At 67.4% G+C, this 14,681-nt stretch carries 7 protein-coding genes and 3 pseudogenes; 4 read left to right on the forward strand and 6 right to left on the reverse strand.

Annotated features, from left to right (window positions below; genetic code table 11):
* Positions 1 to 343 precede the first annotated feature (343 nt).
* A complete protein-coding gene (locus tag AB8O64_RS35385; RefSeq protein WP_370424083.1) occupies positions 344 to 3,985 on the forward strand; it encodes a hypothetical protein in 3,642 nt (1,213 codons plus the stop codon).
* A 409-nt stretch (positions 3,986 to 4,394) separates the two neighbouring features.
* Here the strand turns inward: AB8O64_RS35385 and AB8O64_RS35390 are convergent, their stop codons facing one another.
* Both AB8O64_RS35390 and AB8O64_RS35395 read right to left on the reverse strand, forming a co-directional pair.
* Entirely contained in the window at positions 4,395 to 4,724 is a 330-nt protein-coding gene (locus tag AB8O64_RS35390) for a hypothetical protein (RefSeq protein ID WP_370424084.1), read from the reverse strand.
* A gap of 4 nt (positions 4,725 to 4,728) precedes the next feature.
* Positions 4,729 to 5,439, reverse strand: coding sequence for a hypothetical protein (locus AB8O64_RS35395; protein WP_370424086.1), 711 nt, complete (start codon positions 5,437 to 5,439; stop codon positions 4,729 to 4,731).
* Between the two features lie 1,418 nt (positions 5,440 to 6,857).
* Here AB8O64_RS35395 and AB8O64_RS35400 point away from each other — a divergent pair.
* Entirely contained in the window at positions 6,858 to 7,127 is a 270-nt protein-coding gene (locus tag AB8O64_RS35400; RefSeq protein ID WP_370424087.1) for a hypothetical protein, read from the forward strand.
* Positions 7,128 to 7,493: 366 nt separating this feature from the next.
* Positions 7,494 to 8,216, forward strand: coding sequence for a hypothetical protein (locus AB8O64_RS35405; protein ID WP_370424088.1), 723 nt, complete (start codon positions 7,494 to 7,496; stop codon positions 8,214 to 8,216).
* A gap of 118 nt (positions 8,217 to 8,334) precedes the next feature.
* Here AB8O64_RS35405 and AB8O64_RS35410 read toward each other — a convergent pair whose 3' ends face one another.
* The 4 genes and pseudogenes from AB8O64_RS35410 to AB8O64_RS35425 form a co-directional block, all read right to left on the reverse strand.
* Entirely contained in the window at positions 8,335 to 9,807 is a 1,473-nt protein-coding gene (locus AB8O64_RS35410) for an MFS transporter (RefSeq protein WP_370424089.1), read from the reverse strand.
* A gap of 385 nt (positions 9,808 to 10,192) precedes the next feature.
* Positions 10,193 to 10,870 (reverse strand): annotated as a pseudogene (locus AB8O64_RS35415) (IS5 family transposase); the annotation flags it as partial.
* 74 nt (positions 10,871 to 10,944) lie between these two features.
* Positions 10,945 to 12,767, reverse strand: a pseudogene (locus tag AB8O64_RS35420) (reverse transcriptase domain-containing protein).
* 535 nt (positions 12,768 to 13,302) lie between these two features.
* Positions 13,303 to 13,404, reverse strand: a pseudogene (locus tag AB8O64_RS35425) (transposase); the annotation flags it as partial.
* A 23-nt stretch (positions 13,405 to 13,427) separates the two neighbouring features.
* Between AB8O64_RS35425 and AB8O64_RS35430 the strand changes: the two are divergent.
* Positions 13,428 to 14,624, forward strand: coding sequence for a UDP-glucose/GDP-mannose dehydrogenase family protein (locus tag AB8O64_RS35430; protein ID WP_370424090.1), 1,197 nt, complete (start codon positions 13,428 to 13,430; stop codon positions 14,622 to 14,624).
* Positions 14,625 to 14,681 lie beyond the last annotated feature (57 nt).

Below are 14,681 nucleotides of genomic sequence, written 5' to 3' on the forward strand. Positions count from 1 at the left end.
TGCAGAGCGGATGCGGGCACCCGCTGGGGCTTGGAGAGCAGTTCGTCGGAATGTGCCTGGATCGGTGGTGCGTCGATGCACGGGCCCCGGCCCGCCCTCGTGGGAAGCACCGGTTCAGGCTGTGCCTTAGCGATTTCAGTGGTCGGTTGGTTGTCTCGCAGCCCCTGTTTGTGCTGGTAGACAAAACAGCGGTGGCCTAGCCCGGGGACTGGGGGTTGGCTTGCGGGCGCCTTGTCGCTGGTGTGGCGGCCATGTTGGGCTGGGCGGTAGGACATCGAGAGGGAGGGGCTGGGACTGCGCGGTGGGGCGTCGTGAGAAGCCGATCGATCCGGTGGCGGGGCCGGTGCAGCGATTCGCTTTCGAGTTACGCAAGCTGCGCCGGGAGGCAGGCAGCCCCACCTACCGGGGGATGGCCGAAGGGGCTGGGTACTCGGTCGCCGCTCTGGCACGCGCGGCCGCAGGGGAGACGCTGCCGTCTCTGCCCCTGGCACTGGCCTATGTGAAGGCGTGTGGCGGGGACCCGGAGGAGTGGGAGCGGCGATGGCACGCATTCCGTGACGAAGAGGCCGCTGTCCCCCGGGCCGTGGACGAGGAGTCGGCGGATCCTCCCTACCGTGGTCTGGCCCGTTTCGAACCCAGCGATCAGGCGCGGTTCTTCGGCCGCACCCGGCCCACGGACAGCCTCACCGCTCTGGCCGGAGCCCGCCGGTGCGTCATGGTGCTCGGCCCCTCGGGCAGCGGCAAGTCCTCCCTCTTACGCGCCGGCCTCATCCCCCGATTACAGAACACCAAGGACCCCGCGCTGCGCCCAGCGGCGATCCGCATCCTCACACCCGGTCCCCGGCCGGTGCACGATCACCGGAAGCTGTTCACCCCGGCCGGGGTACCAGGAGATACATGGCTGGTGGTGGACCAGTTCGAGGAGACCTTCACCCTCTGCCACGATGCGGCACAGCGGCGGGAATTCATCAGCCTGCTGCTGTCGGCCCAGGACCCCGGCAGCCGGCTGCGGGTGGTGCTGGGGGTGCGGGCAGACTTCTATGCCCGCTGCCTTGAGCACGAGGGCCTGGCCGCGGTCATCGAAGAGGCAAGCCTTCCCGTCGGCCCGATGACGCCCGACGAGCTGCGTGCAGTGATCGTCAAACCTGCGGCCGCCGAAGGGCTGGTCGTGGAGCGGGCATTAACGGCCCGTCTCATCGAGGAGACGGGCGCGGAACCGGGCGGACTGGCGCTCCTGTCGCACACGCTGCTGGAAACCTGGCGCCGCCGCCGCGGCCGCACCCTCACCCTGGAAGGCTACGAAGCCGTCGGCGGTCTCCACGGCGCCATCGCCAAGACCGCCGAGGAGGTCTACTGCCGGTTCACCGACAGCCAGGGGCGCGCAGCGCGACGTCTGCTCCTGCGTCTTGTCGCCCCCGGCGACGGCACCCCCGACACCCGCAGGCCCGCCGACCGCACGGAGCTGGAGACCCCTGACCAGCCAGAGACCAGCCAGGCCCTGCAGGCCCTCGTCCAGGCACGTCTGCTCACCCTCGACAACACCACCGTCGAGATCGCCCACGAAGCCCTCATCACCGCCTGGCCGAGACTGCGTCGCTGGATCGAGGAAGACCGTGGCAGACTGCGCACGCTGCGCCGACTCACCGAGGCCGCCCGTGCTTGGAGCGACCTCGGTCAGGACCCCGGTGCGCTGTATCGGGGGACCCGCCTGGCCACGGCCGAGGAAGCCTTCCCCACCCCAGTGGCCGGCAGCGACCTCACCTCGCTGGAACGAGACTTCCTCTATGCAAGTAGTGCTGCCGCCCGGCGGCGCACCCGCCGCACCCATCAGCTCGTGACAGCCCTCAGCGTGTTGCTGGCGCTGGCGCTGGCCGCGACGGCGGTTGCCGTGAAGAAGACGGCCGATGCCGACACTCAGCGACGCCTTGCCGTCTCCCGTGAACTCGCTGCCCGCGCGGACAAGATGAGCGAGCAGCGTCCCGAGGCAGCCATGGTTCTCGCCCTGAAGGGATACCGGCAGGCCGTTACCACAGAAGCGCGCGGCAGTCTGCTGAGCGCCTACGCCCGCTACTACGCCAACCAGCTCACCGGCCACACCAGCCCGATACAGAGCACGTCCTTCTCCCCTGACGGCCGCACCCTCGCCACCGCGAGCTTCGATCACAGCGTCAAACTGTGGGACGCCCGCTCCCACCGCCTCCTGGCCACCCTGACCGGCCACACCGACGCCGTGAACACCGTGGCGTTCTCCCCTAACGGCTCCACCCTCGCCACCGCCAGCAACGACCGCAGCGTCAAACTGTGGGACGCCCGCTCCCACCGCCTCCTGGCGACCCTCACCGGCCACACCAACATGGTCGAAGGTGTCGCGTTCTCCCCCGACGGGCACACCCTGGCCAGCGTCGGCAGCGATCGCACAGTGCGTCTGTGGGCGGTGCGCGGCCACAGGGCGCTCGCCGTCCTGACCGGGCATGCCGACGCCGTGATGCACCTGTCGTTCTCGCCGGACGGCCGCACCCTGGCCACCGCGGACAAGGGGCGCACAACCCGCCTATGGGACGTGTCCACCCACAAGACCCTCGCCGTCCTGGCCGGCCGCACCGGCGCCGTCAACACGGTGGCGTTCTCCCCTGACGGCCACTCCCTGGCCACGGCGGGCAACGACGGCGGCGTAAAGCTGTGGGACGTACGTTCCCACCGCCTGCTCACGACGCTGACCGGCCACACCCGCGACGTGCAGCAACTGTCGTTCTCGCCGGACGGCCGCACCCTGGCCAGCGCGAGCATCGACGGCACCATTCGTCTCTGGCGCCCGCGGGCGCGCGATGCCCTGGCCACGCTGACCGTGAAGCAGCCCGTCTACGCGGTCGCGTTCTCCCCCGACGGCCGCACCCTTGCTTCCACGGGCAAAGACTCCACCGTCCGCCTGTGGAACGTGGCCTCGCGCCGCCCGATCGCCATACTGACCGGGCGCACCGGCGCCATCACCTCAGCGGCGTCCTTCGCGGACCGCCACGCCTTCTTCACGGTCGACTACGACAACCTGGTGGCCCGCTGGTCCAGGGCGACGCCGCGCACCCGCCCGGAACCCATCCGTCCCCCGAAGCCCGTTACCGTGTCGGTGGCCAGCAGTGATGGCCAAGTGCTGGCCACGGCCGGTCGCGACCGTGCCATACGCGTGTGGAGCCTGGCGACAGGCACACGCACCGCCACGCTCACAGGGGCCACCGGCACTGTGCGGCAGCTGGCGATCACTCCTGACGGAAGCACCCTGGCCGCCTGCAGCAACGACGGCACCATCCGCGTGTGGGACGTCGCCACCCGGCGTACCACCGCCGTCCTGCGCGAAGCCCACACGGTGGTCGGACTGGCCCTGAGGCCCGACGGCCGCGCTCTGGCCTCCGTCAGCACCGACGGCACCACACGGCTGTGGACCATCCGCCCAGGGCAGACCGGCACGCCCCTGCCCGGTCCCAAAGATGCCAACATAGCCCTGGCCTTCAGCCCCGACGGCAAGGCCCTGGCTGTCGGCAACACCGACAACAGCATCCGCCTGTGGGACGTCGCCACCCGCCGTACCACCGCAACGCTCACCGCCAACTCGGGCTTTGTCCGCGCGGTGGCCTTCAGCCCCGACGGCTCCACCCTCGCCACCACCAACACCGACGGCAGCGTACGGCTCTGGAACACCCGAGCCGCTCGCCTGCGTGCCACCCTCACCGGCCCCACCATGGTGGGCATACCCACGGTACGCTTCTCCCCCGACGGCCACGCCCTGGCAACCTTCGGCCCCCGCGACGCCTCCCGCGTCTGGACCACCGACGCCAACTCCGCCCGCGCCTGGAGCACCGACGCCAACTACGTCGCCCGCGCCTGGAGCACCGACGCCGGCTACGTCGCCACGCGCATCTGCCACCTCAGCGCAGCCCACCACTGGGCACAACTCCTCCCAGACCAACCGGTGAAAGGCCTGTGCCCCTCATAAGAGGGCGTTATGAGGCTCGATGTGTGAACCGTTACGGGATTGGCGCGGGGTAAGGCTTGCTGCTTGTGGGGTTCGGTGCGCCGTTACGGACGGGGCTGGGCGAACAGGCCGGGTTCGGTGAGGATGGCGCGGCTGACCAGGCGCTTGAAAGAGCGTTTCATCCTGGTGGGGGCGTTTGATAAGAGGGTTGCCTAGCTTCCCCGGCAAGCTGTGTGGCCGCTGGTGAGACGGGGCGGGTTCAATGTGGCGACCGGCAGTGACCAGGGAAACACGTTGTGAGCCACCGACGACGGATGGGCCCTTGCGGCGCCGGGGACGACCCCGGCGCCGCAAGGGCCCGCTTGTGCTTGGGCCGGTGGTGGAACTGGTCGCTGGTCGGCGGCGACGCGTCCTCACCCTCTCGGATGTCTCACGACAGCCGCCGACCCATGCGCGCCGACGCCTTCTCCTTGTCCTTCGTGTGCCACCACTCGAACAAATTGGTCCGCACGAGAAGCTCAAGGGTGCGCATGGAGTCCTCGGTCAGGTCTCCACTCGCCAGGCTTGCGTCGGGGCCGCCGTATTCCAGTGACACCCGCCAGACTTCTTCCGCAACGCACACATCAAGCTCGATGAGCAGCTCCGGGTAGACGGCGGGCACGCGCAGTTCCCGGACTTCGATGGGAACGCCCGGCCCTTGCCTCTGAGTTCCCAGAATCCGGTGACTCAGCCGGCTTTTCACCTGCTCCGATGTAGCCATGTGCTCATCTCAGCACTTCGCCGCCGCGCCTGTCTTGGCCGGCGCCGCGAACGTGTACTCCTCCACGGCGGTGATGATTCCCTGGGGCTTCGTACGGCCTCCGTCGCCACCGTACGGGCCCTGGTTGAAGACCACCTTGAAGTTCTTCTTCGGCGGGTGGCAGCCCGAGGGTATCGGGTACCGGTGGTAGACCCCGGGCGACGTCTGGGTCCCCTTCCACAGGGTGTCTGCGATCTTGTTCTTGAAGCTGCAGGGAGTGGAGGGCTGCGTGGCCAAGGGGCTGAAGCAGCCCTACACCCCTGGCCGCCGAGGCTGGGTCAAAGTAGGGGAGTTTGTGGCCGATCTCGGTCTGCCACGACAGCGGCGTGCCGAGCCCGGCCCCGGTCAGCACCGCGGCGGTCAGCGTCACCGCGGCGGCGTGTTCGTCGTAGCCGTCGCCGGCGACCGGCTCGCCGTCGGTGCCGTACTCGAGCTTGCGCAGCGCGGAGATCCTCATGTGCTTCGGCAGCAGCAGGCGGGCTTCCTTGTGCCCGTGCTCGGTGAGCACCCACAGTTGGTGGCCCGACTTCAGTCGCGTCTCCACCCGGACCTTGCCCTGCTTCTTGAGGGCGTTGAGGGTGTCCCTCGTGCACCGGTCGTGCCGGTCGCCGGGACGCAGCATCCGCCACAGCTGATCAGCGGTGGCCCTCTGGAAGATCCCAAGAGCCTTCAGCACTTCCTTCCGTCGGGTGTGGGTGGGCTTCCATGCCTGGTTCGAAGGCGCAGAGCAGAAGGGTTGTCGAACGCCTCGCGGGCCCTTGTCCGCCGGGGCTGACCTGCACGGACGCGCCCAGTGGGCGAAGAGGCCGTGGAGGGGGCGATGGAGGGGCCCGTGGAGGGAGTCCGTGCCCCCTTGCCGGACGGCTCGGCTGGGCCCGGCAAGGGGGCGGGTGCGGGGTGCTGGGCGGGGTCGGTGGCGGTCATCGGGTCCTCGGTCTCTCCGGCCGGACGGCCAGTCAGTGGATACAGGCCGGTTCGCGCAGCACCGTGTGACCACCGGAGGACAAGGAACTGCCCCGCCCGATGTCGCGCCGTCGGCATGCGAACCGGTGGCCACCTTGAAGAGGACCCCCTTGACCAACGTCTGTTCCGCCCCGCTGGCCCAGTCCTGCCACCGCCCCGGTATGCCCCGCTTGAACCCCTTGCACTGCCGGTTTGTCCGTGACCAGCACCATGCCGAGCAGACCAGTTCCCCACCTGTCGCCCTAACCGATCGGTCACGTCTACCAGTTCCTCGTCGACGTCCGCGACGACGCCAGCACCAGGCACGAGATGGCCGCAGCCTGAGCTAGGCGGAAGCCGGGGCAGTGCCCGGGGGCCGGCGATCTCTCCCTCCCCCGGGCGCTGCCCTGTTCGGGCGAGATGCCGCACTAGCGAACCCTGTCAAGGAACGATGCCGCAGCCCGGCCAGCGACGGTGCCCATCGGAGGCCGTGCACTCCCGGCCCGATGTCGTGCATCGGATGCAGTGCACTGTCCGGGCATCGGGTGCAGTGGCGCGCATCGGGTGCGCCTCCGCGCGATGTCGTGCACTCCCGCATCGGTGGTGCGCATCGTCGGTGCGGTGGTGCGCATCATGGTGCGGGCGGTGCGCACCACCGCTGGCGCGGGGCGCGGGGCGGTGCGCGCACCGTCCGTTCGGCGGCTCACATCTCGGTGCGCGGCGCGCTCTGAGTGGTGCGTGATGCGGCCTCGGGAGGGAGCCGAATTGAGCCAGATTCCCATATCACATGGCCCCTTGACAGCCACCTTGACGAAGCCGTCAATTGCGGCACATCACTCAAAATCGGCGCGAGGGCGGCTCCGACGGACGCGCACCGCCCACCGACCGGACGGTGCGCACCGGCTCGGGCGAGCGGTGCACTGGGTGCGGTGCACGCAGCCTCCGCCAACTTGAAGTGTGCGCGAATCGTCAACAACCCTGCGCGGAATGACAAGACCGGGAACTACCGCTCTCGGCACCCTGGACATCGACCGCGACTGGGGCCAAGCTCTATCGCCCGAGCCGATCGAATGCGTGCACGGATTCTGAAGCATGTCCGGCACCAGCCCATGGACATGCGAGAGTCCATCCGTCGAGAGGGAAGGATGAGTTATGCGTATCCGCAATGTCCTCGCCGGCGCGGCCCTTGGGTCCGCACTTGTGCTGGGGGGCCTGGCCGCTCCCGCGCAGGCCGCTCCCGCGCCCGTCAACAGCAACACGACGGCAGCCGCACCGACCACCTCCGCAATCGTCGTTGTCGGCTGGTACAGCACCAAGGCGCGGTGCGAGGCCGACGGAGAGAACTCCGTCTATAGCTGGTGGGACTGCAGGTGGAGCTCCAACCGCCGCGCCTGGGGGCTGTACGTGGACACCAACTCGTAAGCGCGCGGTGGTCGGGGCCCTCTGGCCGGGGCTGTCATGAATGACGGAACACGTGCCAGGGCGGTCGGCGGTGCCGCCTGCTGAGCCTGCGGCTCGTCCACTCCCAGTGCCCGGGGGATCGTCGGGGTACTGGGAGTGCCCTTCTGTGACACAGAGCGTCCCGGCAGAAACCTCAGGCGAAAGGGGAGCGGCCCAGTGCGAGCCCCAGTTCTACAACCAGCCGCCGACCGGATACGCATACAGATCCACGACATCTTTGCCGACCACTCCCAGTGGAAGGTCGAGGATTCTGCGATCGTGCTCCCGCCTGGGCCCCGCTGTTAGCGTCGGCCTCGACGTGTTCGCGGCGGGGAGGGGCGGAGAACGATGTCACGGCCTGCTGACGAGGGGCTGGTGCAGCACCCGATGGTCGCGGTCTATCCGGGGGCCCGGGTGCCGGCAGCCGAGGTGGACAGCCACCCGCTCCCCGGGCCGGACGGCACGCTGCAGGTCCACGTGACCCGCTACCCCGTGGAGCCCCCGTCGCTCAACTTGCACCTGCTGGCTGTCGAACCGCGCCCGTGGGCCGAGGTCGAGGCCCGGATCCCCGCGTCCTGGCCCGAGGAGCAGCGCCGCAGGCTCTCCCTCGAGAACTCGCGTCAGGGCCAGCTGGCGGCCTCCGCTACGGTCGTGGTGGCTCACGCGGGAGATACCCCGGCGCTGCTCGCTCTGGACAGCCTGCGCCGCCGGCGCGCCGCCGCCCAGGCCGTCGGGGTCATCTCCGGCGAGCGCACTGTCCTGGTCTGGCTGGGCACCAGCGACCTTGCCACCGCCTCCGGCTACACCGTCACCATGACCGCCGACGCCGAACCCGGTCCACTCAGCCTCTATCCCTCGGCGCTCCTCGGCTGGGCGCTGTGGTGGCGTGAGCAGGCCGACCGTCTGACCGACGAGCACGTCTCTTTCGAAGAGCTTCCGCCGCCGCCCTTGGAGCTCGACGTCGTCGAGGCGTGGATCCCGTACCGCGTCAGCCTGATCGCCCACGAGCGCACGACTTTCACCCCCCTGCCCCGCCCACCCCGCGACTGGGACGGACCCGAATACCGCTGATCCGAACCCCGTCACGGACTGGGTCTGGTCTCGGGGTTCTAGGCCGTGTGTCGGAAGTGCTCTGAGTTGCCCGCTGCGGTGGCACGTTCTTCGGTGTGCTGCCGCAGCGGGCTGGAGCTCAGTCGGTCTGGTTGCTCGTTCGTGTGGGCAGGAGGAACATCAGTGCCCACATGGCGGCGAAGGCAGCGCCGACCCACCACAGGACGTGGGTGAAGGCGTCGCGGTTGGCCGCGGCGTCGGACGAGCCGCCGGTGGCGGAGAAGAACACCAGGGCGGTCAGGGCGGTTCCCAGGGCCATGCCCAGGTGGATCGAGGTATTGAACAGCCCCGAGGCCGAGCCCGCGTTTTCGTGCGGGACCTTGCTGAGCGACAGGTCGGCGAGCGGTCCTCCGATGGTGCCGAAGGCGAGGCCGAGCAGCAGCAGCGGCAGGGCCATCGCGGTGAGGGTCAAGTCGGCCTGGCCGCTGCTGATCTGGATCCCGTAGCCCGCCGTCGCAACGAGGGCGGTCAGCGCCCCGGCCTGCGGCAGGCGGCGCCCGTAGCATCCCGCGGTCTTCATGGTGATCAAGACGCCGGCCATCTCGCCGACGGTGAGCAGCACGAAGGCCAGGGCCGCGTGGAGCGGGCTCATGCCCAGGCCACGCTGGAGGAACAGCGTCCAGGTGATGAAGAACATCCCCGACAGCAGGCCGAACGTCATCTGCGCGGACAGCCCGCCGGAGAACGCCTTTTCTTTGAACAGGGCCAGCACCACGAGCGGAGCATCATCCTGCCTGCGTCGCTGCTGGCGCAGGAACACACCGAGCACGACGAGCCCGGCGGCGAGCATGGCGAAGCACCACAGGGGCCACCGGTGGGCGTGGCCTTCGGTGAGGGGAAAGACGATCAGGACCACGGCGAGCGCGGAGAGCAGCACGCCCGTGAGGTCCAGGCGTTCCGCCTTCGGCGCGGTCGACTCGGTGATGAACTTCCAGCCTCCGAGGAGTACGGCGAGGCCGATGGGGGGGTTGATCAGGAAGATCGTCCGCCAGCCCAGGCCGAACAGGTCGGCGCCGGTGAGCACGCCGCCCAGGACCGGCCCCAGGACCGAGCCGACGGTCAGGACGGCTCCGTAGAGGCTGAAGGCGCGGCTGCGGTGCTCGCCGTCGAAGGTGACGTGGAGGGTGGCAAGGACCTGCGGGATCATCACGGCGGCCCCGGCGCCCTGGAGCACGCGGGCACCGATGAGCATCCCGGGCCCCATGGCGAGACCGCACAGCAGGGAAGCCGTAGTGAACACGGCGGTGCCCATCAGGAAGACCCTGCGCCTGCCGTAGGTGTCGCCGAGCCTGCCGCCGGTGACCAGCCCGAGGGCGAGGGCCAGCCCGTACCCGGCGGTGAGCCACTGCACCTGGGCCGGTGTGGCGCCGAGCGAGGCTTGGAGGGTGGGGATGGCGTTGAGGACGACCGAGTGGTCCAGGACGTTCATGAGCTCGGCGACCAGGACCACCACCAGGGAGATCTTGGCGGCCAGTGCCACCTTGGACGTACCTGGCTGAGCCGAAGGCTCGGAGGAGGATTGCGGCTCGTTGCCGAGCGCGGGGGAAACCACGGAAAAGCTCCTGATCCAGTGGAATCGGGGAGCTTGCCGTCAGCCGCGACGGGGTCAGAACAGCACAGAGCCCGGGGCAGACGGCAGAGCTGCACCCGGGAACAAGAAGGGGGAAAGGCGGGGGTGGGTGACGCAACTCAGACCAGCGCGACGTCCGCCCCCGGACACGTTCGACACATCAGAACGCGGGGAAACGACGGACGGCTACTTGGCCTGGGGGTACAAGCTCACCTCAAGATCGTGAAACGAAGAAGCCGGGCCCCGCCACCGAGGTCACCAAGCAGCAGGAACCTCCCCACGGTACGACAGCCGTCAGGTCCCGCGCACCTCAATACCGCGCAGCCCGTCAAGCACAACGGGCACCAGGCCACTGAAGTCCGTCCCTTCACAGCCACTCGTTAACAGCCGCGACGAGGACGATCGCCTCGTAGCGGACGGCGAGCTTGTCATACCGTGTCGCGACCGCACGGTTCCTCTTGAGGCGGCTGGTCCCGCACTCGACCGCATGACGATCCCGGTAGTCGGCCCGGTCGAAACGTGGCGGCCGACCACCACGCGACCCGAGCTTCCTGCGGTGACACACCTGGTCGGTCTTGAGAGGAATGGTGCAGCGAATCCCGCGGCGGCGCAGGTAGGCGCGGTTCTTGCGGGAGGCGTACGCCTTGTCGGCACGGACCCGGTCGGGGCGGACGCGAGGGCGGCCCGGCCCGATGCGGGGCACGCGAACGCCTGCCAGCACGGGTTCGAACTGCGGGGAGTCTCCTCGCTGTCCTGCGGTGATCACGATCGACATGGGCTTCTGCCCTTGCTCGACGGCCAGGTGCAGTTTGGTGGTGAAGCCGCCGCGCGACCGTCCCAGCCCGTGATCACGAGGCTCGATGAAGATGCCACCCGGTGGTTCCTTCTGCAGGTCGCCCTGTTTGCGGGCCCCGGCCGCATGCTGATGGGCGCGGCAGACTGTGGAGTCGACGCTCAGATCCCACGTGATCGCCCCCCTCGCGTCGGCCAGGGCCTGAAGCCGGCTCACGATCTGGCGCCAGGTGCCGTTCCGTTGCCATCGGCGAAGTGAAGTAGGCCGCCGACGAGGTGCCCGTGGTGCGGGTCCTTTTCCGACGGCCCCTTCCCGAACGGTGCGGGCTAGTTTCCCAGCACACCGCTCTCCAGTGATCTTTTCCGGGTGGAAGTGGTGGCCCGGCCGGCGTGGATGTCCTCATGGCACGGTCGGCAGACCACCAAGGTCTTGCGCCGTCTCATCGCCATCAACTTCACCCACATGGGATGTTCGGCCCGGCCTGGCTGGTTGACGTCAGCGAGCTTTCGAATGTGGTGTACCTCCACCTGATTCGTCGACTCACACATCTCGCAGCGCTCAGCTAGAAGCCGTTTCACCAACTCAGATCTGCTGACATGGTTGGGTGTTAGCGGCTTGCTGTCGTTCAAAACCGCTGTGAGCTTTCGCCTGAGAGGGATTCCGCCGAAACGGGCTACCAGCGGCTTCCTTCCCGTTCCGCGCTCAACTGTGACCTCGAAGCACCTTCGCAATCCGACTTCCGTATCAATCATCGCCCTGTACTTCCGGGCTATACGGGTGACGGTCGTGTTGTGCTTGTTGGCCAGCGTCTTGAGCATGGAAGTCTCCATGACCCACCGCAAATGCTGCAAGCGGGAGACGTCCTGGGCAAGGAGGTAGTACTGGACGAGTCCTCGGTACTCAGCTAGATATGCCGCCACGATGGAAAAATCGCTGTCGTAGAGAAGCACACCGCGCGAGGCCGGTTTCCCGCCTCTCATGTAAGGCACACAGCGCTGCAGGATGACGTCGCGAGGCACGAAGAGGCCGATGGAGCCGTTGATGGAACGGCGCAGTCCGGTGATCTTCGTATCGCAACGCTGGGCTTTGATCTCGTAGCCGAGGAAGCGTGCCGCCTGGTTGGTGGCATTGTGATCAGGGTCTTCGGTTCAGAGAGTTCGAGCTTGAGTTCCTGACGCAAGAACTCCTTGATTCGCTCCTTGATCTCCTCCGCTTCGTGCCTTGGCCCGGCGAAACCGAGTAGCCAATCGTCGGCATACCTGACGTATCGCAGTCGCCGATATTCAGGATCGTACGGGTCCTTGCTCGGCAAGCTCCGCTTCTGAAGCCGAAGTTGCTTAGCCGTGACGCGGTCCCCGCGCCGCAGTGCCCGGTGCATCCGGCTTTCGAGACGGTGATACTCAGGATTCTTCCGCCGTTTTTGCCCCCGGTTGTATTCCGGCAGCAACACCTGCTCGATGAACTGATCGAGCTGATCTAGGTAGATGTTAGAGAGAACAGGAGAGGCTACCCCGCCTTGCGGTGCTCCACTGAGCGTGGCATTCCATCGCCAGTCCTCCAAATATCCGGCCTTGAGCATGCGATCGATCAGCCGCAGGAAGCGGCCATCGTGGATCTTCCCCTCCAGGACCGTGAGCATGAGCTCGTGATCCAGACTGCCGAAGCAGTCCGAGATGTCCCCCTCGATGAACCACCGAGTTCCTGTCCAGTATCTCGCCACGTCCTGTAATGCGGTGTGGCAGCCCCTATTGGGGCGGAATCCGTGAGACCGTTCAGAGAACTGGACGTCGCAGTAAGCCTCTAACAGGAGACGGACCACTTCGGCAACCAGCTTATCTGACCATGTCAGAAGGCCAAGCGGGCGCTTCTTCGATTTTCCCTTCTTGTCGATGTAGACCCGCTTAACTGGCGACCATCGATACGACTCGGAGCGTAAGGCGCCGATGATTGTATTGATCTTCTCCAGTGACATGCCATCCACGGTTTCCCCGGAGACTCCAGGAGTCATCGCACCGGGATTTCGGTAGATGCGCCCGTAAGCCATCAGAAAGAGCTGCGGGTTGAGTAGCTGTCGGTATACTCTCTCTAGCGGCAGATTCCTCTTGCCGCGATCCCGGATGACGTCCAGCACCGTTTCGGCGCTCTGCATTACGCATACCTCCCATCGCTAGACGTCTCGTTCACCTGTACCCCTTTGCCCTGTGGTCCGGCTTTCCCGGCCTCCTCGGCAGGTCGTAACTCCTGCGACTACTATGGGTACTCCGTCACCATAGGGCTCGCGCCCCTTAGGCGATCCCGTGGTACGACTTCGTTGCACGTATCGAGCACGACGTAGGCCGCCCACTCATCCCCTTTACCACCCTCGCTGGGCGACGCCCTATTCCTCGGAAGTTGCCCGGCTCATCTGTTCAGGGCCGGGCAAGGAAAAGGCACCGGTTTCGGATGTCGTTCCGATGAGTATCTACTTTTACCGCTGGGGATTAGGCTTCAAGCAATCAAGCCTTGGCCATATCGCGCGGACCTTGCGGCACCTAGCCTTGGACATCTCCGGGCTAACACCGCTTTCCTGGCATGCTATGGTCCCCTTCGGATTTCTCTTCCAGGTAAGCCAGGCGGTCCAATAACAGTCTTCCGAGTTCCTCCCGATTGAATCGGGGATACAACGAAACGCCTCACGGCGCACACAGGTCGTAGACCCGGCCCCACGGCCCGTACTCGACAGGTACATCCCGCCACGGGACACCGGTACGGACCCGGAAGCGTATGCCGTCAATCAACTGCCGTCGCCGAGCTCGGTCACGACGTGGTCGTGCGCGACATCCAGTCCGAGAGGATCAAGCTCCTCCAGTCCGGGCACGTCCCGATCTACGAACCCGGCCTGGGCGACCTGATCATTAAGAACAAGGAGCGCCTGTCTTTCACCCTCAACGTGGACGAGGCACTCGCGCATGCCGAGATCGTGTTCGTCTGCGTGGACACACCCCCCACCTCCGCTGGCGACGCCGATCTGTCGCGGGTCTGGTCGGTCCTCCGCTCCCTCAAGGGTGCAGCGCACCTTGCGGCGGTCGTGGTGAAGAGCACCGTGCCGGTGGGGACCGGTGCGCGTGCACGGTCGGTGCTCGACGAAGCCGGGCTCGGCCACGTCGGATACGCCTCCAATCCCGAGTTCACTGCCGAGGGCCGTGCTGTCTCCGACTTCCTCAACCCCGACCGGGTAGTGATCGGAGCATCCGATGCCGAGACGGCGCGCTTGGTCGAGGAGCTGCATCAGGGCGTCAATGGCGATGTCGTCGTGATGGATATCCCGTCCGCGGAGATGGCCAGAATGGCCTCGAACGCGCTGCTGGCGACGAAGATTTCTTTCATCAACGAGATCGCGAACATCTGCGAAGCCACGGGTGCCGACATCGGCAACGTCTCCAAGGCCGTCGGGCTGGACCACCGGCTTGGCCGTCACTTCCTGCAGGCCGGCATCGGCTGGGGCGGCAGTTGCTTCCCCAAGGACTCCGAGGCGCTCAAGCAGCTGGCCAGTAACACCGGGTACCACCCCCAGCTGCTGAGCGCGGTCATCGAGGTCAACAACCTGCAGAAACGGCGCGCCATCCAGAAGCTCAAGGACCAGCTGGGCACGCTGGAGGGAACTCAGATCGCTCTGCTGGGGCTGACGTTCAAGCCCGGCACGGACGACATGCGAGAGGCCCCGAGCGCGGTCCTGGCGTCGCGGCTGCTGGCCGAGGGCGCTGCGGTGCGGTGCTGGGACCCGCTGGCCCGCCCGGCCGACGTCGAGCCGTGGACGTCCACCACCCGGCACGAGAGCGTGCTGGACGCCGTGACCGGCGCGGACGCGGCGATCGTCGTGACGGAGTGGCCCCAGCTGCGGGAGGTGACGTGGGGTGAGGCACGGGGCCTGATGCGCCGCCCCGTGCTCTACGACGGCCGTAACCTCCTTGGCCCGCAGACCATGCGGGACCTCGGTTTCACGTACCTGAGTGTCGGCCGGCCGTAGAGCCCGCCCAACCATGCGGGCCCCGGGGGGAACCCTCCCCTGGGGCCCGCACTGCGT

Source organism: Streptomyces sp. QH1-20 (assembly GCF_041283565.1).
GTDB classification, from domain to species: Bacteria; Actinomycetota; Actinomycetes; order Streptomycetales; family Streptomycetaceae; genus Streptomyces; species Streptomyces syringius.

What these genes read in the sequence shown, in the direction of transcription:
- AB8O64_RS35390 (WP_370424084.1), bottom strand. Translation starts at nt 4,724, where the DNA reads ATGGCTACATCGGAGCAGGTGAAAAGCCGGCTGAGTCACCGGATTCTG.
- AB8O64_RS35400 (WP_370424087.1), top strand. Translation starts at nt 6,858, where the DNA reads ATGCGTATCCGCAATGTCCTCGCCGGCGCGGCCCTTGGGTCCGCACTT.
- AB8O64_RS35405 (WP_370424088.1), top strand. Translation starts at nt 7,494, where the DNA reads ATGTCACGGCCTGCTGACGAGGGGCTGGTGCAGCACCCGATGGTCGCG.